At 64.0% G+C, this 21,881-nt stretch carries 24 protein-coding genes and 1 tRNA gene; 13 read left to right on the top strand and 12 right to left on the bottom strand.

What is annotated here, in order from left to right:
- Positions 1-32: 32 nt before the first annotated feature.
- From NDB2M4_RS12255 to NDB2M4_RS12230, 6 genes are all read right to left on the bottom strand, one after another.
- On the bottom strand, positions 33-269 hold the full coding sequence (locus NDB2M4_RS12255) for a helix-turn-helix domain-containing protein (protein WP_072375399.1): 237 nt from the start codon (positions 267-269) through the stop codon (positions 33-35).
- 51 nt (positions 270-320) lie between these two features.
- Positions 321-848: a hypothetical protein gene (locus tag NDB2M4_RS12250; RefSeq protein WP_072375396.1), complete on the bottom strand. Its 528-nt coding sequence runs from the start codon at positions 846-848 to the stop codon at positions 321-323.
- Between the two features lie 83 nt (positions 849-931).
- Entirely contained in the window at positions 932-1,468 is a 537-nt protein-coding gene (locus NDB2M4_RS19990) for a helix-turn-helix domain-containing protein (protein ID WP_139247235.1), read from the bottom strand.
- Complete coding sequence (locus NDB2M4_RS12240; RefSeq protein ID WP_072375393.1) at positions 1,465-2,823, bottom strand: site-specific integrase; 1,359 nt, start codon at positions 2,821-2,823, stop codon at positions 1,465-1,467. The genes NDB2M4_RS19990 and NDB2M4_RS12240 overlap by 4 nt, the downstream gene beginning before the upstream one ends.
- A gap of 115 nt (positions 2,824-2,938) precedes the next feature.
- Positions 2,939-3,012 (bottom strand) — tRNA-Gln (locus NDB2M4_RS12235).
- Positions 3,013-3,109: 97 nt separating this feature from the next.
- Positions 3,110-3,925: a M15 family metallopeptidase gene (locus tag NDB2M4_RS12230; RefSeq protein ID WP_072375390.1), complete on the bottom strand. Its 816-nt coding sequence runs from the start codon at positions 3,923-3,925 to the stop codon at positions 3,110-3,112.
- 171 nt (positions 3,926-4,096) lie between these two features.
- Here NDB2M4_RS12230 and NDB2M4_RS12225 point away from each other — a divergent pair, with 171 nt between their 5' ends.
- A complete protein-coding gene (locus NDB2M4_RS12225; protein ID WP_244536160.1) occupies positions 4,097-5,290 on the top strand; it encodes a Ppx/GppA phosphatase family protein in 1,194 nt (397 codons plus the stop codon).
- Positions 5,291-5,302: 12 nt separating this feature from the next.
- A complete protein-coding gene (locus NDB2M4_RS12220; RefSeq protein ID WP_072375387.1) occupies positions 5,303-6,013 on the top strand; it encodes an RlmE family RNA methyltransferase in 711 nt (236 codons plus the stop codon).
- Positions 6,014-6,024: 11 nt separating this feature from the next.
- On the opposite strand, the gene NDB2M4_RS12215 is transcribed toward NDB2M4_RS12220, so the two are convergent.
- The gene (locus NDB2M4_RS12215) at positions 6,025-7,026 is read right to left on the bottom strand and encodes an alpha/beta fold hydrolase (RefSeq protein WP_072375384.1); all 1,002 of its coding nucleotides are present in this window, start codon (positions 7,024-7,026) and stop codon (positions 6,025-6,027) included.
- A 231-nt stretch (positions 7,027-7,257) separates the two neighbouring features.
- Between NDB2M4_RS12215 and NDB2M4_RS12210 the strand changes: the two genes are divergently transcribed.
- Positions 7,258-7,698: a hypothetical protein gene (locus NDB2M4_RS12210; protein WP_072375381.1), complete on the top strand. Its 441-nt coding sequence runs from the start codon at positions 7,258-7,260 to the stop codon at positions 7,696-7,698.
- Between the two features lie 18 nt (positions 7,699-7,716).
- Here the strand turns inward: NDB2M4_RS12210 and NDB2M4_RS12205 are convergent, their stop codons facing one another.
- Positions 7,717-8,685, bottom strand: a complete 969-nt coding sequence (locus NDB2M4_RS12205) for a DUF808 domain-containing protein (RefSeq protein WP_072375379.1) — start codon at positions 8,683-8,685, stop codon at positions 7,717-7,719.
- 91 nt (positions 8,686-8,776) lie between these two features.
- Here NDB2M4_RS12205 and NDB2M4_RS12200 point away from each other — a divergent pair, with 91 nt between their 5' ends.
- From NDB2M4_RS12200 to NDB2M4_RS12160, 9 genes are all read left to right on the top strand, one after another.
- Positions 8,777-9,217 carry a pyridoxamine 5'-phosphate oxidase family protein gene (locus NDB2M4_RS12200; RefSeq protein WP_072375376.1) on the top strand — a complete coding sequence of 147 codons (441 nt, stop codon included), beginning with the start codon at positions 8,777-8,779 and terminating at the stop codon, positions 9,215-9,217.
- Positions 9,218-9,313: 96 nt separating this feature from the next.
- Positions 9,314-9,514, top strand: a complete 201-nt coding sequence (locus NDB2M4_RS12195) for a hypothetical protein (RefSeq protein WP_139247234.1) — start codon at positions 9,314-9,316, stop codon at positions 9,512-9,514.
- 143 nt (positions 9,515-9,657) lie between these two features.
- Positions 9,658-9,882, top strand: a complete 225-nt coding sequence (locus NDB2M4_RS12190; protein WP_072375370.1) for a hypothetical protein — start codon at positions 9,658-9,660, stop codon at positions 9,880-9,882.
- Positions 9,883-10,065: 183 nt separating this feature from the next.
- On the top strand, positions 10,066-11,568 hold the full coding sequence (gene guaB / locus NDB2M4_RS12185) for an IMP dehydrogenase (protein ID WP_072375367.1): 1,503 nt from the start codon (positions 10,066-10,068) through the stop codon (positions 11,566-11,568).
- A 17-nt stretch (positions 11,569-11,585) separates the two neighbouring features.
- A complete protein-coding gene (locus NDB2M4_RS12180; RefSeq protein WP_072375363.1) occupies positions 11,586-12,011 on the top strand; it encodes an MAPEG family protein in 426 nt (141 codons plus the stop codon).
- A gap of 3 nt (positions 12,012-12,014) precedes the next feature.
- Entirely contained in the window at positions 12,015-13,313 is a 1,299-nt protein-coding gene (locus NDB2M4_RS12175) for an RsmB/NOP family class I SAM-dependent RNA methyltransferase (RefSeq protein ID WP_072375360.1), read from the top strand.
- A 181-nt stretch (positions 13,314-13,494) separates the two neighbouring features.
- A complete protein-coding gene (locus tag NDB2M4_RS12170) occupies positions 13,495-15,435 on the top strand; it encodes a methyltransferase domain-containing protein (protein ID WP_072375357.1) in 1,941 nt (646 codons plus the stop codon).
- Positions 15,432-15,884, top strand: a complete 453-nt coding sequence (locus NDB2M4_RS12165) for a TspO/MBR family protein (RefSeq protein ID WP_072375354.1) — start codon at positions 15,432-15,434, stop codon at positions 15,882-15,884. The genes NDB2M4_RS12170 and NDB2M4_RS12165 overlap by 4 nt, the downstream gene beginning before the upstream one ends.
- Positions 15,885-16,099: 215 nt before the next feature.
- Complete coding sequence (locus NDB2M4_RS12160; RefSeq protein WP_072375351.1) at positions 16,100-16,765, top strand: hypothetical protein; 666 nt, start codon at positions 16,100-16,102, stop codon at positions 16,763-16,765.
- A 35-nt stretch (positions 16,766-16,800) separates the two neighbouring features.
- Here the strand turns inward: NDB2M4_RS12160 and NDB2M4_RS12155 are convergent, their stop codons facing one another.
- The 4 genes from NDB2M4_RS12155 to NDB2M4_RS12140 form a co-directional block, all read right to left on the bottom strand.
- The gene (locus NDB2M4_RS12155) at positions 16,801-17,703 is read right to left on the bottom strand and encodes a leucyl/phenylalanyl-tRNA--protein transferase (RefSeq protein WP_171988089.1); all 903 of its coding nucleotides are present in this window, start codon (positions 17,701-17,703) and stop codon (positions 16,801-16,803) included.
- 149 nt (positions 17,704-17,852) lie between these two features.
- Positions 17,853-19,133, bottom strand: a complete 1,281-nt coding sequence (locus NDB2M4_RS12150) for an RNA polymerase sigma factor (protein ID WP_072375345.1) — start codon at positions 19,131-19,133, stop codon at positions 17,853-17,855.
- A 30-nt stretch (positions 19,134-19,163) separates the two neighbouring features.
- On the bottom strand, positions 19,164-19,595 hold the full coding sequence (locus NDB2M4_RS12145; RefSeq protein WP_072375342.1) for a YciI family protein: 432 nt from the start codon (positions 19,593-19,595) through the stop codon (positions 19,164-19,166).
- Positions 19,596-19,706: 111 nt separating this feature from the next.
- Positions 19,707-20,117: a YciI family protein gene (locus tag NDB2M4_RS12140; RefSeq protein ID WP_072375339.1), complete on the bottom strand. Its 411-nt coding sequence runs from the start codon at positions 20,115-20,117 to the stop codon at positions 19,707-19,709.
- A 209-nt stretch (positions 20,118-20,326) separates the two neighbouring features.
- Here NDB2M4_RS12140 and guaA point away from each other — a divergent pair, with 209 nt between their 5' ends.
- A complete protein-coding gene (gene guaA / locus NDB2M4_RS12135; protein WP_072375336.1) occupies positions 20,327-21,874 on the top strand; it encodes a glutamine-hydrolyzing GMP synthase in 1,548 nt (515 codons plus the stop codon).
- The last annotated feature ends 7 nt before the right edge of the window (positions 21,875-21,881 follow it).

Here is a 21,881-nt window from a genome sequence, read left to right as displayed (position 1 = left end):
TGCGTCTTGGGATGAGGGGGGTGGCCAGTCGATCATTCGGTCCCAGGCAAGCGCTCGTCCTCGTCGCGGAAATCATCCGGGACGCCGTAACGGTCGAACATGATCGCAAGCCGGGCGATCCATGGCGGGATCGGCTTTTCGTCCGCCTCATATCTGCGCATCGTCGTTTGAACGTTCTTGTCGGCGCCGCTGTACCCAAGGGCGAGGCCGAAGCGGACGAGCGACAGTTTCAGGCGCCGCCGGATTGCTTGCAGTTCGCTGCCCGTCATCGAATGCTCCAATGCAGAGAGGGCGCCTTGCGGCGCCCCCTCATATCGTGATCAGCGGGTAACAGATAGGCCAAAGGCAACTCGGCTCAAAGCGTAGATGAGCGCAGGAACCGCGATGCCAAGCGCTGCCGCCGGATATAGCATCAGCCCCTCGGCCGCTGCGCCAAAAGCAAATGCGTTCAGCGCTGCCGAGACGGCCAGGGTCGCAACGATGGCGGGGCGGCTAAACCGCTCGATCTGACGGCGAACGGCAGGCGTGGCCGCGGATAGTTGCGCGAGTTCAAGTGCGAGGAACCCGAGGTCAATGCCGATTGCGAGTGCCCAAGCTTCGAGCGCGGGGGCGCCAGTAACGAGAGCGATGCCTGCCGCAAGATGCGAGAGGGACAACGCGGTCAAGACGATGGCGACTGCGGCAACGCCGGTAGCGGCGATGTGCTGCCGCCGTTGGCGGCGGACGTAGGATGCCGAGGCGCCGCGCGGACGTGGCGTGCGGGCCTTCTTAGGCGCCGCCGGATGGCGGATGATGGTTGCTGCGTTCATGGTGATGTCCTTTTCCAAGGTGGGCGAGCCGAAGCTCATGAGGGCCGCGTATATCTGCGCGGCTCTCGTGCTCTACGCCGAGGCAAACTTGAGAGCCAGTCCAGTTGCAGAGCTTTTTCGCGCTACGCTAGATCATCGACATCAATACGCAGCGCCGCCGCGATCTTGCCAACGTCATCGGGCGATGCGCTGCGCGCATCGTCTTCGATCTGTCTGATCTGATCCGTCGCAATTCCCGCGGCGCTCGCTAACGCCTCGACGGACAAGCCTCGATACTCGCGCCATACCCGGATCTTGTTCTCGCCATCGAGCAGGCGGTCGGCGAATGCGGCGGGGATCAGTTCGTCCTCGCCGCGCGCATGCCGCCCCTTCGCGGCGTCGTAGGCTGCAACGTCTGCGGCGTCGCCGGCAATCATGGATAGGTGGAACGCATCGATTGCGAGATCATCATCGCCACCCCACGAAACACCGCTGCCGTTTTTGTCAACGCGCGCCGTTGCGAAGACGGCAGGATCGGTCAGCGGCGCGAGGATAGTGCTGCCGGTTGCGATCCAGCCGGTGAGGTCGATGCGTTCCGAGCGGCCGGTTGCCCACGTTACGTCGATCAGGTTCGGGGTGACGACCGACACAGCGGCGATCTTGGGCATTTCGATTGTCATGGCTCAAATGATGTTGGCGCGCGGAAGGCGATCTTGTCGAGCCAGCCTTTCAACTGTTCGAGCGACGGCGGGCTGCCATACTTCGGTCGATCATACTTATGGCCCATGAGATAGGCTTGGATCTTCTCGGGCGGCTCAACCGCCGTCAGTCTATCCTCAAACGTATGACGCAGCGAATAGAGGCTGTGCTTTGAGGTCGGCCGCAGCTTGTGCGCTGACAGATACTTATTCACGGTCGCCGAAAGGACGGGCGATTTGTCAAAGTAGCTCGGAAAGCCGTTCGGGTTCCTGCTCATGACTTTAAGCGCGACGCCCACAAGCGGGAAATGTCGGTCGCTGTAATCGGTCTTGAGGACGCGGCCTTCAGGCTTCACCAAGATATGGGGCACGTCGCAGTCAAGGCGGATCGTTCGCCTCGTCAGGTTGACGATCTCGACGGGGCGCATCCCGGTTTCGGCGCAGACGTAGACGACGCCGCGGGCCTCGTCGTTCAGCCCATCGAGGGCACCGTCCGCGAGGATGTTGTTCTGCACAAAATCGACCGCGTAGGCTGCGCGCTGCTCGTAGCCGCCGCCCTCGATGCAAAGCTCCTTGAAGACCAGTTCTAACCCGAGCCGCTTTGATCGGTTCAGCACATGCACCATGCGGCTGATGATCCCGATTTCTTTATTGGCGCTATCGATCTTGACCCCGCCCGCAACGATCCGGTCCTGCCACCAATCCCGGAAGTTCAGGGCGTCGTCGCGGCTGATGTCTTCGATGTAGCGATCACCGCCGAGAACCTGTTTCAGGTTTGCGACGGCCCGGATGCGTCCGTTGCGCCACCGGCGCAACTGGTCCGGCGAATACTTCGCAAGCTGAACCTTCTGCGAAGCTTCATATTCATCGAGCAGCGTCGATAAGGCGATCTTGGTCGATGATGCAACGCCGCTGCGCTTCGCGGCGGTCGGTGCAGATTTGGGCGTCGGTTGCGCCTTGAGCGTCAAGGTTGGGTTCGCAGCCTCGCCCGCCCGCATCAGCGCTGCAACTCGCCGCGCGATTTCTTCGACTGCATTCCCGTCCAACCCGCCCGCAGGGAGATGACGGCTGCGCATCTGCTCGACATAAGCGCGCGCGGTCGTCGCGCTGACCGGCGCAACTGGTTGGCCCGCATCGAGCCCGCGCCAGTACGCCTCCAACTGCGAGTTGAGCGCTTGAACCGCCTCGTGCGCACGGATGCCCGCAGGATCATCAGCAACTCGGATACCGGTGCTGACGCGAACGACCTTGCGCGCCTCAACGTGCCGGAAGCCTTTCGGCACGAACCGCGTCAGCGTCCAAAGACCCGCCTTGCGCGTCGGCTTGATTGGCCGCATCGACCGCCCCGCTTTCTACCCTAAATTCTATCCCAAAGAGGTAGAACGGGACCGCAAGCGTGGCCAGCGCTTGAGCTTAAACGCTTGATTTCATTGATCTTTTTGCGGATTTTGTTGGCTGGGGGACTAGGATTCGAACCTAGACAGGCAGAGTCAGAGTCTGCAGTCCTACCATTAGACGATCCCCCAATGCCGGGATCATCGGCGGGGCTAGCCGCCGGAGGGCCGCATATAACAGGTGCTTCGCACCTCCGCAACCGGGCAACCGCTGGTCGCGGCGATCAGGCTATTTCGCTAAGCCCGCCCCGCCACCACGCACCCCCACGAGTTCCGGCCGGTACTCGAAATGCATGGTGTCGTAGTGATACCAGCGCCCACCCCAGATGAACCCGTGCCGCTCGAATATCCGCACGATCTCCATCGGGATCTCGTTCCGGAAGGCCACTTCGCCATCGTTGCCGTTCATCGCATCGCGCCAGTAGTGCGCCCACTTCAGCGCGATATCGATGGCGATGCCATGGCCATGTGCCGATACCCTGTTGGTCCCAGCGATAACCCGGCAATTATGCGTGCCGGCCGAAGGCACCAGATAAACGTCGAAAGCGTCCGGCAGATCGTCCAGTTCGCGGCTCACCGCCGCGAGCGCTTCGGCTGCTCCGTTGCGGCGGTTGAAGGGAAGGCGCTGTTTGCTGCGCTTTGGCAACCATGCCACGCGCGTCAGATTCGGCTCCACCTCGCCCCGGCGGCAGTCGCCATAGACCTTGTCGAAGAAGGCTTGATTGCGTGCCCGCCCTGGATCGACGTTCCTGGCCGGCGGTGAAACGGCATCGCCCGCGGGGTAGGGCACGGACAGCATGTCCTCGACGTCGGGATCATCGATCCAAGCCTCGAAGCGCTTCGCCCCCCGGCCATCGTCCAGCGGCATGCGCGTGCCGTCCTGCCAGACGAGTTCGTTGCCTTCGATCCGGTTGAGGTAGCCCGGATAAGCGGCAAGCAGACGGGCGCGCTCGGCATCGCCCAGTGCACCCGCAACGGCGCTCTGGCCATGGAGTGCCATAGCAACAAGAGCGGCGATCGTCGCAAAAAGAGCCTGCTGGAGCATAGGTTAAGTCTATTTCAGCTACGCCCCGGCGAGGATAGCAGGCTCCCGAGACTTACGCTTTACGCCCCGCCGATTACTGCTAGACTGTCGACAAGTGTCATCCAGAAAGACGCCTGATGACGCGCTTGCCCACTTCCCGGGCCGCATGCCAGGCGCTGGAGAATTTGGACTGTGCAGGGCTATCCCGACGAGGGCGGCGCAACCGAAGCGCCTGTTGGCACGGCCAATGGCGGCGATTTCCAAGCCGCGGTTTCCGCTCATTTTTCTGCCTCAGGCACGGCCGGCAGCGATGCCGTAGGCTCGGTGCCTCAGCAACTCGAGCGCGACGCGCGCACCGACGCCGTCTATGGCGCGCTCGATCTCGGAACCAACAACTGCCGGCTCCTGCTTGCCCGCCCGTCACGCCGCGGCTTCCGCGTCGTCGATGCCTTCTCGCGCATCATTCGGCTGGGTGAGGGCGTCAGCCAGAGCGGCCGTCTCTCCGAGGCGGCGATGACGCGGACCTTCGACGCCTTGAGAGTCTGCGCCTCTAAGCTGGGCCGCGCCAAGGTCCGGCGCTCCCGCCTCGTCGCCACGGAAGCGTGCCGCGTCGCAGTCAACGGCGAGGAGTTCCTTGCCCGTGTCCGCGACAAGCTCGGCCTCGAGATCGAGATCCTCACGCGCGAGCTCGAAGCCCGCCTCGCCGTCTCCGGATCGGCTGCCCTGATCGACCCCAGCTGCGACTACGTCCTGGTGTTCGACATCGGTGGCGGCTCTTCTGAACTGATCCTGCTCGACCTGTCCCGGCGCAACCGTCAGCGCGACCGGCGCTTCTCCGGCCGTGTCGACGCACAGCACTGCATGGTTGCCTGGACGTCGCTGCCGATCGGCGTCGTCACCCTGGCAGAACGCTTCGGCGGCCGTCATGTGACGCCCGACGTGTTCGAGGCGATGGTCGCCGAAACACACCGCCTGCTCGCCGCGTTCGAGGCTCAACACGGACTCGCCGGGCGCTTGGCCGGCCGGCGCATGCACATGCTCGGCACCTCCGGCACCGTCACCACCGTCGCCGGCATCCAGCTCGGCCTGAAGCGCTACGACCGCAACCGCGTCGACGGCTGCTGGCTCAGCGTGGGTGACGTCCGCGACGTAACCGGCGATCTCCTTGGCCGCAGCTATGAGCAGCGCATCGCCGAACCCTGCATCGGCCGCGACCGCGCCGATCTCGTGCTCGCGGGCTGCGCCATCCTTGAAGCCATCCTGCGCATGTGGCCGTGTGAACGCCTGCGCGTCGCCGACCGCGGCCTTCGCGAAGGTATCCTGACGACGCTGATGCTTGAGGATGGCGTTTTTGCCCCCGCGCGTCGCCGCCGCCGCCCAGTTTGAGAGCAAGAGCCAATGAGCCAGAAGAGCGGCGGACCAAAAAAAGGGCCCGGCGGTGGTCAGCGTCAGATGTACACGCGCTTGAAAACCGCGCGCAAGCATCGCCCTTCATCGCAGCGCTGGCTCGAACGCCAGCTCAACGACCCCTACGTCGCAGCGGCCAAGCGCGAGGGCATGCGCTCGCGCGCCGCCTACAAGCTGAAAGAGATCGACGATAAGTACCACTTCCTGAAAACAGGCGGCATCGTCGTCGACCTCGGTGCTGCGCCCGGCGGCTGGAGTCAGATCGCAGCCGAGCGGGTGCAGTCCGTGGCTGGCAAAGGCCAGGTGGTCGCTATCGACTACCTCGAAATGGAGGCGCTGCCTGGCGTTGAGGCGCTGAAACTCGATTTCAATGACGAAAACGCCGAGGCAACGCTCAAATCCTTGTTGCGCGACGGCGTCGCCGACGTGGTGCTGTCCGACATGGCGGCGCCCACGACGGGACACACGGGCACCGACCATTTGCGCATCATGGCCCTCGCCGAGTCCGCGGCCGCCTTCGCCTGCGACGTGCTGAGACCGGGCGGCGCGTTTCTCGCCAAGGTGTTCCAGGGCGGCACCGAGCGCGATCTGCTCGACATGCTGAAGAAGCGCTTCGCAACCGTCCGCCACGTCAAGCCGCCGGCCAGCCGCTCCGACTCCGCCGAGCTTTACGTCCTCGCCACCGGTTTCCGCCGCGAATAGCCCCGCGCGCGCTACTGCAGCAGCGCCCCCAGCGATTGGACCAGCGCCGCGTTGAAGCGTGATGGATCCTCGACCTGCGGCGAGTGCCCCAGCTCTGGGAATGTGACGAGTTTCGATCCCTTGATCTGCGCCGCCACCTGCGGCGCCAGCGCCGCGTAGTCGCCGAGCGTCTTGGCGACCTCAGGCGTTGTCCGGTCGCGCCCGATCGCCGTCGTGTCCTTCATGCCGATCAGCATCAGCGTCGGCACCCGCAATTCGCCGACCTCGTATATGACCGGCTGGGACAGCACCATGTCCGACGTCAGCGCCTGGCTCCACGCGACGAGGTCGCCCCCCTTGCCCGCGTACATCGACGCCAGCATATCGACCCAGCGGTCGTACTCGGGCCTCCAATTGCCGTGGTAGTAGACCTTATGCTGGTACTTCTTGATCGTCTCCGCGGATGTCTTCTTCTCGCGCGCGTATAGCTCGTCGATGGTGACGAGCGGCACGCCCTCGGCCTTCCAATCCTCCAGCCCGATCGGGTTGACGAGCACCAGCGCCGCCGTCTGGTCCGGATACATCAGCGCATAGCGGATACCCAGCATCCCGCCCATCGAATGGCCGAGGATAATCGGTTTCTCGATCCCGAGCTTCTCGATCAGCGCATGGGTGTTCGCCGCGAGCTGGTGCAAGCTGTACTGGTAGGCGCGCGGCTTCGCCGAGCGGCAGAACCCGATCTGGTCGGGCACCACGACGCGATAGCCCGCGCCCGATAGCGCGCCGATCACGCTCTCCCAAGTCGCCCCGCAGAAGTTCTTGCCGTGCAGCAACACGACCGTGCGCCCATTGGGCATCTTCGGGGCAATGTCCATATAGGACATCCACAGGTCCTGTCCCTGCGAGCGAAACTCCATGCGTGCGACGTCATACGGGTAGGAGAAATCCGCCAGATAGGCGTCGCTCCGTGCGGGGCCGGGCAAAGCTGCCGAGCACAGCATGGCTGCAACAATGCGCAAACTGATTTGGATCATCGACCTTCCGCTGCTGCAGTTGCGGGGAATTGGCTGACCGCGCACTGGACGCCGTCGCTTGTGACGAAAGTGAGCGATGTTCCGCGCGGAATAGCGCCCGCCCGCGGCTTTAACCAAAACGCTCCTGGCGCCGGATTGTTCGATGAAATTCATCGGGGCACAAGTCGGAAGCTTAAGGACTTTGTCATGCGAACGCGCTACAGTGTGCGTCGGATTAGAGAGGCTCACGGTATGAAACACCCGTGTCTCGGTGGACTTGCTCTCACCGCCGTTTTTTTAGCGGCCACGCCTCTAGCGCTCGCCCACGCCAACGAGTCTCTCGATACCTTCTCCGTTGCTCCGCAACAGGCCGTCTCATTCGGCACCGACGACACGGACAGCGATAGCTTCTCCGTCGTGCAGATCTCACCCAGTGACAACACCGTCACGGTGCTTCTGCGCCCAATGGGCGAGAGCTGCTTTTTCCGCTTCCCCGTTCTTGTCGGCCGCAGCGTGCAGTTGCGCGCTGGCACGCCAGATGGCCAGAGCTTGCTCTGCAAGGCGACACTGCAGCCCATCACCGAGGAGGGTAGCGCGCGGTTCGATGCCTCGTGCAACGAGGAGCCGATCTCGCTCGAGCACAAGTGCCCTCCTGACGGCGATACCGCCTCCGTCGACCGTCCTCAGCACTAACCCACGTTCATCGCAGCTTTAATGCTCTTGGCTCTGTGTCGCCCCGCGGAACGGCAGCCGGGCGATCGCGACGATCACCGCTGTGATCGCGCCGGCGACGAGACCGAGCAACGCCGCACCGGCTGCCGACACCACCCATGTGAGGATGTCGCCGTCGAACGGGATCGCATCGCCGATCGCGACGGCCACCTCATGAATGATGTGCTCGGGCTGCGGGATGCCGAACTCGGCCAAGCCATGCACCAAAATCCCGCCACCCACCCAAAGCATCGCCACCATGCCGACGAAGCTGAGCGTCTCCAGGAATGGCGGCATCCCGCGAACCAGCGCGCGGCCGATCGGACCCGAGACAGCACCATTGCGCTGGGCCAGCCGCGCACCGATGTCGTCGGCCCTGACGATCAGAGCCACCGCGCCATAGACGCCGACCGTGATCACCACCGCAACGATGGCCAGCACGATGGCCTGCGTGATGATGTCGGGGGAACTCACAGCGGCCAGCGCGATCGCCATGATTTCGGCTGACAGAATGAAGTCGGTGCGGATCGCGCCCGCCACTTTCTCATCTTCCAAGGCCTTGTCGCCTTTGGCGAGCTGCGCCGCCACTTTGACGCCCTTGGCTTCCTTCGTCTCCCCCACCAGCATGTGGTGCACCTTCTCGTACCCCTCGAAAGAGAGATAGAGGCCACCCAGCATCAATAGCGGTGTGATCGCCTGCGGAAGAAAGGCGCTGAGCAACAGCGCGGCTGGCAGCAGGAACAGCAGCTTGTTGCGCAGCGAGCCGACGGCGATCCGGCCGACGATTGGCAATTCGCGCGTGGCGGCAAGGCCTGTCACATAGCGGGGTGTGACAGCAGCGTCGTCGATCACCACACCGGCAGCCTTGCTGCTCGCCTTAACGGCCTGGCCCGCGGCATCGTCCAGCGTGACTGCGGCCAGTTTCGCCAGCGCCACCACATCGTCGAGAAGTGCAAGCAATCCGCTCAATTTACCAACCTCATGCGCGCCCCGCTAAGCATCAGGAACCTCTCGGTTCTATTTCCGTTGTCCCAAGTCCAACGAGCGGAGGCAGGCGCCCATGACGCGGAAGAGCTTGGCTGAAGTCGCGCAGCGCATGCGCGATATCGACATCGCAATGCTTTCAACTAAGACGCAGTCCGGCGAGATTGCAAGCCGCCCGATGAGCAACAACTCCGATGTCGACTACAACGGCGACAGCTATTTCTTCACCCTTGCCTCATCCCAGATGGTGGCCGATATCGCGGCCGACGATCACGTTTCCTTGGCCTTCTCGGTCGAGCCAGGCCTGTTCTCCGGCGGTGGTTTTTTCATAGCCGTCACGGGAAAAGCGCAACTCGTCCGTGACAAGGCCGTGTTCGCCGCGCACTGGACACCTGATTTGGACGCCTGGTTCGAGCGGGGCATCGACACGCCCGGCCTGGTCATGCTCCACGTGCGAGCGGTGCACATCAAGTACTGGGCAGGCGAGGAAGAGGGAGAGGTCGACCTCGCCGCGTGAGCGCCTAAGTCCGCACTCATCCAATTTCCAGCTCGTCGTGGCGCCCAATCTTGCGAGCAGCTAAGCTGCGCAAAGCCCCTGGAGATGGAGAGTTCCATGAAGGAATACGTGAAGGGCGTGCGTCACGACACGCTGAGCGCGATCACCAACGCCGAGAAGTTGCTCACAGCTCTGGGCGATGAAGAGGGCGCCGGCACCGACAAATTGCGCAAGGCGACGAAGCGCTTGGCCAAGCACCTGAAGGAGGAGTTGGCCGAGTGGGACGAGAAGTACAAGAAGGCTCGCAATAAGGCCTGAGGCCGGTTCCGCCTCTTCGCATCATCCAAAAGAATCTGTGTCAGAACGGTACCGCCCTTAACTTTCGCCGGAACCGCGCTGTTGGCCGGGAGTTTCTAGCGGGAAGACAAAACGCTTCCCCCTGGAAACTGCGAGCCGAAGCTATGCGCTTGTTCATGATCTCGATGACCGCGATGGTCGCGTCTACCGCCTGCCTCGGACTGCTTTTCCTTTACGCGCTCATCGTGCCGACCCTGCCACCGCCCGCCATGGCAATTTCGGCGGTTCCTCCCGCGCCCAACTGGCGCGGTGAGCCGGTGGAGAATTGGGACGTCCAAGCAGCCCCCGCCCTTCCCCGCCCGATCACGCTGGCCTCGGACGGCATCTGATCCTCGCGTCATGAGCCGCCCCGACGCGGCATTTGGAGGCCGGTGGTCACGTCGTCCACCGCTGCCCAACCCGTCGCAGGGCTGCCAGCTTCCCTCACCACGACTCCGGTGGTATAGCCCTGCCGACATCGTTTCCGCTGGGCCCGGAACAATGTCGCCCAGCCCTCAGGAGAAACCCTCACGATGGCCGCACGTAATGGCCCGATCAAAATTGATTCCAACGTCGCTTTGACGTTTGACGACGTCCTTCTGGTGCCTGCCGCATCGGAAATCCTGCCGAGCCAGGCTGACGTCAGCACCCAGCTAACGCGTACGATCCGCCTCAATATTCCGGTCATTTCGTCCGCGATGGACACCGTGACCGAGGCGCGTCTCGCCATCGCCATGGCCCAGGAAGGCGGCATCGGCGTCATCCATCGCAACCTGACGCCTGAAGAGCAGGCCCGCCAGGTCGCCATGGTGAAAAAGTATGAATCCGGCATCGTTCTCAACCCGGTCACCATCAATCCGGAAGCTTCGCTCCGATCAGCCCTCGCAATGATGGCCGAGCATGGCATCTCGGGCGTTCCGGTGGTCGAGAAGCCGGACGGCAGCGCCAAGGGCCGCCTCGTCGGCATCCTCACCAATCGCGACGTGCGCTTTGCCACCAACCTGGATCAGCCGGTCTCCGAGCTGATGACCAAGGATAAACTGGTCACCGTGAAGCGTTCGGTCTCTCGCGAGGACGCCAAGCGCCTCCTGCACGAGAACCGCATCGAAAAGCTCCTCGTTATCGACGACGAGAAGCACTGCATCGGCCTCATCACCGTCAAGGACATCGAGAAGGCGCAGAAGCACCCGCACGCTTCCAAGGACTCGGAAGGGCGCCTGCGCGTCGCCGCCGCTACCACGGTCGGCGAGGACGGCTTCCACCGCACCGAGCTTTTGATGGCTGCCGGTTGCGATCTGATCGTCGTCGATACCGCGCACGGCCACTCCAGCCGCGTGCTCGATGCGGTGAGGCGCATCAAGAAGCTGTCGAACAGCGTCCAGGTCGTTGCCGGTAACGTCGCCACCGCCGACGCGACCAGGGCCCTCATCGATTGCGGCGCCGACGCCATCAAGGTCGGCATCGGCCCAGGCTCGATCTGCACCACGCGTATCGTCGCCGGTGTCGGCGTGCCCCAGCTCACGGCCATCATGGATTGCGCCGAGGAAGCCTCCAAGCACGGCGTCCCCGTTATCGCTGATGGCGGCATCAAGTATTCCGGTGATGCTGTGAAGGCGATGGCGGCCGGTGCATCCTGCGTGATGATCGGCTCGCTGCTGGCCGGCACCGATGAATCTCCCGGCGAGACCTATTTCTACCAGGGCCGCACTTACAAGGCTTATCGCGGCATGGGCTCCATCGGCGCTATGGCCCGCGGCTCGGCTGACCGCTACTTCCAGCAGGAAGTAAAGGACACTCTGAAGCTCGTGCCCGAGGGCATCGAGGGTCAGGTACCCTATAAGGGTCCGGCCGAAGGCGTGGTACACCAGCTCGTCGGCGGACTGCGCGCCGGCATGGGCTACCTCGGCGCCAAGACGTTCCCTGAGCTTCGCGCAACGGCAAAGTTCATCCGCGTCTCACCGGCCTCTATCCACGAGAGCCACGCCCACGGCGTTCTTATTACCCGCGAGAGCCCGAACTATCCCGGCTCCGTCTAATCCTTGAGGAGACCGGTATGCCCGTTTCCAGCCTGATGCTGCCGGTCTTCATTCAGGTCGCGCTGACGTTTGCAGTCCTGCTCTGGGCCGCCCGGCTCCGCATGCAGGCGCTTCGGTCGGGCGCCGCGAAGCCCTCCGATGTGGCGCTACGCCAGCCGAACTGGCCGCCGCACGTGCTCCAGGTGGCCAACAGCTACCAGAACGAGCTCGAGCTGCCGATGTTGTTCTACGCAGTGGTGGCGTTCATCCTCATCACCTCGACCAACAGCATCATCTTCGTCGTGCTCGCATGGGTGTTCGTGATCTCGCGTCTCGTGCGCGCCTTCATTCACACCGGATCGAATGTCGTGCGTCTGCGCGGCGCCGCCTTCGGCGTCGGCGTCATCACGCTCGCCGCCATGTGGGTGATCCTGGCCGTCCGTATCCTAGCGACGGGAGCCTAGCCGATGCGCGCTGGAGCGCGGATCGCGGCTGCGGCCGAGGTTCTCGACGACATCCTCAATCGCCATCGCCCTGCTGCGATGGCCCTCGCTGACTGGGGCCGCGCGCACCGCTTCGCGGGCTCGGGCGACCGTGCTGCCATCGGCACGCTCGTGTTCGATGCGCTGCGCCGCCGGGCTTCGATTGGCGCGCGCATGGGCGAAGACACCCCGCGCGCATTGGCGCTTGGTGCCGCGCCGCGCGCTCTGGGACTGACGCTGGACGAGGTGGCGCTCGCCGCCGACGGCTCCGAGCATGCCCTCGCGCCGTTGACCGACGCCGAGCGCCAGGGCCTTGCTGGCGATCTTCCCGGTGATGCGCCGGCAAACGTCCGTGGCGACATTCCAGCTTGGCTGCTGCCCTCGTTCGAGCGCGCGTTCGGTGAACGCGCTGCCGAGGAAGGGGCCGCGCTCTCCGCCCGCGCGCCGGTCGATCTGCGCGTCAACACGCTCAAGGCAACGCAGGAGAAGGTCCTGAAGGCGCTCGGCCGTTTCAACGCCGAGGCAACGGCACTGGCGCCGGCCGGCGTGCGCGTGCCCGCTCCCGAAGGTGCCGCCAAATCACCCCACCTCGAAGCCGAGACCGCCCACGGCAAGGGCTGGTACGAGGTCCAGGACGAAGGCTCGCAGCTGGCCGCGTTGCTTGCGGGCGCTGGCCCGCGCATGCAGGTGCTCGACCTTTGTGCCGGCGCCGGCGGCAAGACGCTGGCGCTCGCCGCCGGCATGCAGAATACCGGACAGATCTACGCTTATGACGCCGACAAGAAGCAGCTCCGCCCCATCTTCGAGCGCCTGAAGCGCGCCGGCGTGCGCAATGTTCAGGTGATGGAAGCTGGCGACGAAGCAGCGCTTGCAGCGCTGGGCGCCCGTTTCGACCTCGTGCTCGTCGATGCGCCGTGCACCGGCTCGGGAACCTGGCGCCGCAAGCCGGACGCCAAGTGGCGCATCAAGGCCGCCAACATTCCTGAGCGCCAAGCCGAGCAGCAAGCCGTCCTGGAACTCGGCGCCAGCCTGACCAAGCCGGGCGGCACGCTCGTCTACGTCACCTGCTCTGTACTGCCCGAAGAGAATCGCGATCAGGTAGATGCCTTCCTCGCGGCCCACCCCGACTTTACCGTCGAGCCCTACGCCGATGCCTGGGCAAGCCGTGTCGGTGGCGAGGTGCCACGCTCTGCCGACGGACGCACTGACACACTTCAGCTCACGCCAGCACTACACGGAACCGATGGGTTTTTTGTTGCGTTAATGCGCCGACACAAACCGTGATCGAGCACTATTACTACGGACGCGGAAAATTATTCAAAGCCACTTGCAAAGTCGCAATTGGCCAATAAGTTCCCGCCGTGTTGAGGCCAGAGGGGCCTGTAAATTGTTCGGCCGATCGCCGGCTGACGCGGGCATGAAAAGCCCCAGCCAGAGCGCGGCCCTTTGAGGACACACGTCCATCATGGCAACCGTTGCCAAGGCGAAGCGCCCTAAGCGGCCAACGCCGCGCTCGTGCCTCGGTCCCGTCGCGGATCTAGAAGCGCACCTCCCCGCCGAATGGTGGCGTAAACTCTTCAACGCTCTCTACGTGAAGACCGACGGCGACGTCGTCGAGAACGTCGAGAACACCCGTCGCGACGTCGACTTCATCACCTCTGCAGCCGCCGTTCAGCCGCACAGCCAGATCCTCGATCTTTGCTGCGGCCAGGGCCGTCATTGCCTTGAGCTTGCCCGCCGCGGCTTCAGAAACGTGACCGGCGTCGACCGCTCGCGCTACCTCGTGCGCCTCGCCAAGAAGCGCGCGCAGAACGAACGCTTGCAGGTCGTGTTCAAGGAAGGCGACGCGCGCAACCCGCGCCTGCCCGAGACCAGCTTCGACTGCGTCGCCATCATGGGCAACTCGTTCGGCTACTTCTCCAATAAGCAGGACGACGAGAAGGTGCTCTCCGCCGTCGGCAAGATTCTGCGCCCTTCCGGCCAGCTCGTGCTCGACATCACGGATGGCGCCTACATGGCCGACCATTTCGAGCGCCGCTCCTGGGAGTGGATCGATGAGCACCACTTCGTCTGCCGCGAACGCTCGCTCTCGGGCGACCGCGAGCGTCTCATCTCGCGCGAGGTGATCGTCCACGACGAGTTGGGCGTCATTGCCGACCAGTTCTATGCCGAGCGCCTCTACACGCGCGAAAGCATCGCCAAGCTCTTGGAAAAGACCGGCTTCCGCAACGTGCGCCACCACGGCAGTGCCGAAGCGCTGTCGGATCGCGACCAGGACCTCGGCATGATGGCGCGACGCCTGCTGCTTTCGGCCGACGCTCCCGCGCTGCCGATCCGCAAGCCGAAGGGCAAGGTGCACCAGATCGACGTCACCGTGCTGATGGGTGACCCGCGCCTGCCTGACACCGTGAAGCGCGGCGGCGCCTTCAACCCCGAAGACTACGAGACCATTCGCCGTCTCAAGGATGCTCTGTCGGAACTCAAGAACTATAAATTCCGCTACCTCGACAACCACACCACGCTCGACCGTGACCTGTCAGAGCTGCGCACCGATCTCGTGTTCAATCTGTGCGACGAGGGCTTCAACAACGACCCGTTCAAAGAGCTGCACGTCCCCGCGATGCTGGAATCGCTGGAGCTGCCGTACACCGGCGCCGGCCCTTCCGCGCTCGCCGCCTGCTACGACAAGGGTCTCGTGCGAGCCGTCGCCATGACGCTGGACGTGCCGGTGCCGCTCGAAACGCACGTGCGCCCCGGCGATCAGGGTGCCCATCTGCCGTCGGTGTTCCCCGCGCTTCTGAAGCCGAACTACGGCGACAGCTCGCAGGGCATCACCAAGGACGCCGTCGTCAGCAACGAGAAGGCGCTGCTCGATTACCTCGAGCGTCTGCGCGTCGCTTTCCCCAAGCGACCCATCCTAGTGCAGGAGTACCTCACGGGCGCCGAATACTCCGTGACGCTGGTCGGCAACCCCGATCAGGGCCTGCGCGCGCTGCCGATCCTCGAGGTCGACTTCACCAAGCTCGACCCGACTCTGCCGAAGATCCTCGGCTATGAATCGAAGTGGGAGCCCGACAGTCCCTACTGGACCCAGGTTTCCTATCATGAGGCGGAGCTGTCCGAGCTTCAGCAGCAGCAGCTCGTCGAGCATTCGACGCGCCTGTTCGAGCGCCTCGGCTGCCGCGACTACGCGCGCTTCGATTTCCGCGCCGATGCACGCGGCGAGATCAAGCTGCTCGAAGTAAATCCCAATCCTGGTTGGTGCTGGGACGGCAAGGTCAACTTAATGGCGGGTTTTGCCGGTATGCGGTACTCCGAACTGTTGGGCCAGATCCTCGGCGCTGCCGTGGAACGGCTCAATGTCGTCGGCAAGAGTACTGCACCCCAGGTTGAGGCCGCTCAGTGACGAAATATGCAAGTTTCCTAGTCTTTCTGCTTCTCGTCGCAATCACAGCTTATTCCGGCACCACCTATCTGCCCGGCCCGTTCTACGCGGCGCTGCAAAAGCCCGCGTGGACGCCGCCCGGCGAAGTGTTCTCGCCGGTCTGGGCGACTCTCTATGTGTTGATTGCGCTTGCCGGATGGATTGCCTGGCGCGCGCAAGGCCTCGGGCCTCTCTTCTGGCTCTGGCTGCTCCAGCTCGTACTCAACGGTGCCTGGCCCTATCTCATGTTCGGCCAGAAGCAAATCACGCCGGCGCTTATCGACATTGGTGCGCTGTGGCTGGTGATCTTGGCCTTCATCGTCACCGCATGGCCTGTCCGCCGAACCGCGGCCCTGCTGTTCGTTCCCTATTTCCTGTGGGTTTCCTTCGCCGCGGCGCTGAACTTCGAGATTTGGCGGCTCAACTCCTGATCGTGCATCTGTGCTCCCGCCCCCACCTTTGCTAAAAGGTCGGTGAGCGTACCTTGGGGGGCACCATGCACGCTGGAAGCACGGCTTCATCGGTTGATGCGGTTGGCAGCGCTTGTGCCGAATGCGGCGCTGTCGCCTCAGGAAATTTCTGCGCGAGCTGCGGCGCAGACTTGCGCCAAAGCTCCTTGGGCTTTCTAGGATCAGCTGCAGCTCCCGTGCGCCGCAGCTTTCCCGTCGTCTACCTGAAGATCCTCTCCTCGCCCGTGCGCCAGACGACAGCGCTCGCCGACGATCGAAGCTATCGCAATTATTTGTCCTTCGCGCTCACCGGCATCGCTGTCTACTGCCTGCTATTCGTGCCCGTTGTCATGCGCATGGTCGTACCGACCGGCGGCGGCGAGGTGAGCGAGAGTATGCAGACGCTGATGAAGGCGCTGTCGCAAGTCGGCATCTACTTCGGCGTCGTGCTCAGCTTCTTGACCGCGTATCTGCTGTTTCGCCTTTTCGCCAAGAACAAGCGCACCCTCGCCGATTACTTCAAGCTGTACGCCATCGCGCTCGGCTTCATCGCCCCGATCTACGGCGCCTACGAGTTCGTCGCCAAGGTGCTGTTGAACGGCGTAAGCATGACCGGGCTTGGCAGCCTCACCGAGGCCGAGCTGTTGCAGCCGATGACGGGTATCTCGGTCGTCTTGGCCTTGCTGCTATGGGCTTACTTCGTCGCCATCCATCGCCGCTTCTGGGCCATGCCCATCTGGAAGGCGACGCTGCTCTATCTCGTGGCGACGCTCGTGTCAGGCCAGCTCGGCTACACCATCATGTGGTACGTCGGCTTCTACACCGCCCGCATCCTCATCGACGCCGGCATCGTCACGGCGTAGCGCCGGCACATCTCAGCCGGCGCCACCAATAATCGCTATTCGCGCGCTGCCACCGTGGCGAGGTCATCCTCGACCTGCCACGCGCCGGTTCGTCCGCCCGCGTGCGCGTGCTCCTTCAGCACCGCCTCGAACTCGCACCGCGGGATCGAGCGGAAGCCCATGGCATCGATGGTCGGCGTGAAGTCCTTGCCGTCGTTCAGCACATAGCCCCACTTGGCGAGGTGATGGTTCAGCGACGCAAAGCCCATCTTCGACGTGTTCGACCGGCGGCTGAACTGCGATTCCGTATAGAACACGCGCCCGATCGAGATGCCGTAGCCGCCGCCGATCAGTTCGCCCTCCGCGCTCCACACCTCGAACGAGTGCGCAACGCCGATGTCGTGCAGCGCCGAATAGAGCGACATGATCTTCGGGGTCACCCAGGTAAGACCCAGCGGGCGCCCCTTGCGCGGCTCGGCGCACGCTTGGATCACTTGATCGAACGCCTGATCGAACGTGACGCGATAATCCGTCTTGCGCATCTCGCGGCGCAAGCGTTTGGCGATGTGCTGCTCGTCGAGGAACAGCACCATACGCTCCTGGCGCGTCCACCATTTCAGCGGACCGATGTGGCACCACGGAAAGAAGCCCTGGCGCGCGGCCGACGCGATGCGCTCGGGCGTGATATCGCGGCACACACCGGCGAAATTGGCCGGGCGCGCGTGGATCGTAGCTTCCCCCGGAACTCGCGTGCCCCCGCGCCAGATGTCCGCCGCCATGGCACTAAGCAGAAACGGCACTTCTGCAACGCGCTTTGGATGCAGCGCGTAGGCCGTGCCCATGACCCACCGCAGCAGCTTCGCCTTCGGCGTTTCATGAAACCGCTTTGACCCCAGCCGGCGCCGCCCGGCGGCGTCTTCGGCGATGATGTCCAGAAATGCTCCAGCGACGTTGGCCAAGGGATGCTCCTTCGAGGGACAAATGCGTGTCTTTGGGGGCCAGTTGTCAGCGCCCCGCGCCATTTCGAAGAAGACGAAACAAGACCCGTGCCACCCGTCCCGCAGGAGCGGTCGCCGCGTGCGCCAACGTGCCCGGAGAGAAGCTATGGTTAAGCGCCGGTAACCGACCGTCCCGCACATGCCTCGGCGCGTCGAAGCAGTAGCGACCGCTCGCGCGCATTCTGCGTCATGCCGGCCGCGCGTTCGAACTCTGCCCGCGCTTCTTCGCAGCGCCCGAGCTTCTCCAGCAGATCGCCGCGCACGCTCGGCAGCAGGTGATAGCCCTTGAGGCTGGGCTCCGCACTCAGCGCATCGACAATCCTGAGACCTGCCTCGGGCCCCATATGCATCGACAGCGCCACCGCGCGATTGAGCTCGACCACAGGCGACGGCATCACCTCGCCGAGCCTGCCATAGAGCCCCACGATGGCGGCCCAGTCGGTCTCTTCGGCCGTGCGCGCTCTTGCGTGGCACGATGCGATCGCGGCCTGTAGGCCATAGGGCCCCAAGCCTTCGCCGAGCGACTGCGCACGGTTTAGCGCGGCCATTCCGCGACGGATCAGCAACTGATCCCAGCGAGCACGATCCTGCGCGAGCAGCAGCACCGGCTCGCCGTCCGGTCCGCGCCTTGCTGCAAGACGCGACGCCTGCAGCTCCATCAGGCTGACGAGCCCATGCACTTCCGGCTCGTCGTGCGGCAGCTCCGCGAGAATGCGCCCGATGCGCAGCGCCTCTTCGCACAACTGCGGACGCATCCAGTCATCGCCCGCCGTCGCTGCATAGCCTTCATTGAAGATGAGATAGATGACGGCCAGCACCGATTGTAGCCGCTCGTTCAGCGCCTCGCCCCGCGGCGCTTCGAACGGCACACGGCTTTCGGAGAGCGTGCGCTTCGCCCGCACGATGCGCTGCGCAATCGTTGCCTCCGGAACGAGGAATGCACGCGCGATCTCCTCCGTCTTCAGACCGCCGATCAGCCGCAACGTCAGCGCCACCTGCGACTCCCGGCCGAGCACCGGATGGCACGAGATGAACATCAGCCGCAAAAGATCATCGCCGATGTCGTCATCGAGCGCGGCATCGAGATCGGGCATCTGCGCGTCGCTCTCTGCGCCCATCTCCGCTTGCAGCTCGCCGTGCTTGGCGTCGATAAGCTTTGCGCGCCGCAACCGGTCGATGGCGCGGTTCTTCGCAGCTGCCATCAGCCACGCGCCGGGCTTTTCGGGAATGCCCGAGCGCGGCCATTGCTCCAGCGCCGCCAGCAGCGCGTCTTGCGCCAGCTCCTCGGCAACGCCGACGTCGCGCACCATTCGCGTCAGGGCAGCGATGAGCTTCGCCTGCTCGATGCGAAACGTCGCTTCAATAGCGCTGTTGTGATCGGCAACCGTCATGGCTGCCGATCACAGCATCATCGCCGTCCGCTAGCAAGAATGAGGCTGACGGAGCGCCTGCTGGCTGGCCTCTGGCACCGCAGCGGCATCGGCGCAGCCATCGCCCTCGAACATCTGCCGCACTTCGGTTTCGCCCTCCCAGTCCGGCCAGTGCTCCAGGTGCAGCTCCATGAAGCGGATAGCCAGTTCCATAGCCTCGTCGCGGCTCGCCACCTCGAAGATGGCAAAGCCACCGATCAGCTCCTTGGCTTCCGTGAAAGGTCCGTCGGTTATTGCCAGTTTGCGTCCTTGCTGACGCACGCGGAAGCCGCCCATCGACGACGGCAGCAGGCCTCCCATCCCGACCATCACACCCGCTCGGGTCAGCTCATCGCCGAGCTTGCCCACTGCGTTCATCAGCGCCTGCGGCGGCGCGCTCATCCTGTGTTCTTCCGAGGACTTCACGATCGACATGAAGCGCATCGTTCTTCTCCCATCAGTTGCAGCGAGCCGGGGTCCGCCGGCCCTATCCTCACATCGATCGGCACAGACGCAGATCGACAATTGGCTCCAGTCTTTTTCGTCCTGGGCAATTCAGCCCTTGAGCTGCGCGTCGAGCCGGCGGTGACGCTCGATTGCCTCGCCCTCACCGAAGTCTTCCAGCTCGAACAGCGGGCGGATCTCGATTTCACTGTCGACCATGTGCGGGTTCGGGCAGCGTTTGATCCACTCGACCGCCTCGGCCAGCGACTTGCACTGCAAGAGCCAGTAGCCGGCGACCAGCTCCTTCGTTTCCGTGAACGGCCCATCGATCACCGTGCGTTTGTCGCCCGAGAAGCGCACGCGCGCGCCCTTGGCGCTCGGCTGCAGCCCGTTCCCGTCCAGCATCACGCCGGCCTTCACCATCTCTTCGTTGAACTTCCCCATCGCATCGAGAAGCTCCTCCGAGGGCATCACGCCGGCTTCAGAATCCTTCGTCGCCTTGACGAACACTATGAATCTCATTGGTTTCTTCCCCTTTTGGCGGATTTTTTGAACCTGGCGAATTCCTGGCTCTGACAGAACGTCGAATGGGTGCCCCCAAGATCGACACGCCCTCACAACTTTTTTCAGGCAGCACCCGAATCGCCGCAAAATCGCGGCGCCAGCGCGCCTTGACGCTCCACCGGTCGGGTGATCTATGGGCCGCCTAGGGCCACAACCGCGGGGCTTTTGTGACCGATACCGTCCTCATCATCGATTTTGGCAGCCAGGTAACCCAGCTCATTGCGCGCCGCGTGCGCGAAGCGGGCGTCTACTCTGAGATCGTGCCGTTCCATCAGGCCGAAGCGGCGATGCAGCGCCTGCAGCCGAAGGCCCTTGTGCTTTCCGGTGGTCCGGCCTCGGTTACGGCCGAGGGCTCACCCCGCGCGCCGCAAGGCGTATTCGACAGCGGCCTGCCGATCCTCTCCATCTGCTACGGCCAGCAGACCACAGCCGTTCAGCTCGGCGGCACCGTCGAAGGCGGCCACCCGGCTGAGTTCGGCCGCGCCGAGGTGCTGATCAAGGAGCCGTCCGCCCTGTTCGAAGGCATCTGGGAGGTCGGCAAGCGTTATCCGGTGTGGATGAGCCACGGCGACCGCGTCACGCGCATGCCCGAGGGCATCACTGTCAAGGCGACCAGCGAGAACGCACCCTTCGCGGTAGCGACCGACGAAGCCCGCCGGATCTACACGACGATGTTTCACCCCGAGGTGGTGCACACGCCGGACGGTGCAAAGCTGCTCTCCAACTTCGTGCACAAGATCGCCGGTCTCAAGAACGACTGGACCATGGCGCACTTCCGCTCATCCGAGATCGACAAGATCCGCAAACAGGTCGGCGGCGCGCGCGTGATCTCCGGGCTTTCTGGCGGCGTCGATTCCGCCGTCGCCTCCGTGCTCATCCACGAGGCGGTCGGCGATCAGCTCACCTGCATTTTCGTCGACCACGGCCTCATGCGCCAGAACGAGGCTGCCGAAGTCGTCAGCCTGTTCCGTGAGCACTACAACATTCCGCTCGTCCACGTTGACGCCAAGGATCGCTTTCTCTCAGCGCTCGCCGGCAAATCGGACCCCGAGCAGAAGCGCAAGATCATCGGCGGCCTCTTCATCGACGTGTTCGAGGAGGAAGCGAGAAAGCTCGGCGGCGCCGACTTCCTCGCCCAAGGCACGCTTTATCCTGACGTGATCGAAAGCGTCTCCTTCACCGGCGGCCCATCGGTGACGATCAAATCGCACCACAACGTCGGCGGCCTGCCCGAGCGCATGAATCTGAAGCTCGTCGAGCCGCTGCGCGAACTCTTCAAGGACGAAGTGCGCGCGCTCGGCCGCGAGCTTGGCCTGCCCGAAAGCTTCGTCGGCCGCCATCCGTTCCCCGGCCCCGGCCTCGCCATCCGCATCCCCGGCGAGATCACCGAGGAGAAGCTGAACATTCTGCGTCAGGCCGATGCCATCTATCTCGACGAGATCCGTAAGGCCGGCCTTTACGACAAGATCTGGCAGGCCTTCGCCGTGCTGCTGCCGGTGCGCACCGTCGGCGTCATGGGCGACGCACGCACCTACGATTACGTCTGCGCCCTGCGCGCCGTGACGTCCACCGACGGCATGACCGCCGACTATTACGACTTCCCGCATTCGTTCCTGGGGCCGACCGCGACGCGCATCATCAACGAGGTGCGCGGCATCAACCGCGTCGTCTACGACATCACCTCCAAGCCCCCCGGCACCATCGAGTGGGAGTGAGCCCGAA

Origin of the sequence: Hyphomicrobium sp. NDB2Meth4 (genome assembly GCF_900117445.1) — a bacterium.
Classification (GTDB): Bacteria; Pseudomonadota; Alphaproteobacteria; order Rhizobiales; family Hyphomicrobiaceae; genus Hyphomicrobium_A.
Note: the sequence above shows the minus strand (reverse complement) of the source record. Positions and strands in the feature narration are given on the sequence as shown.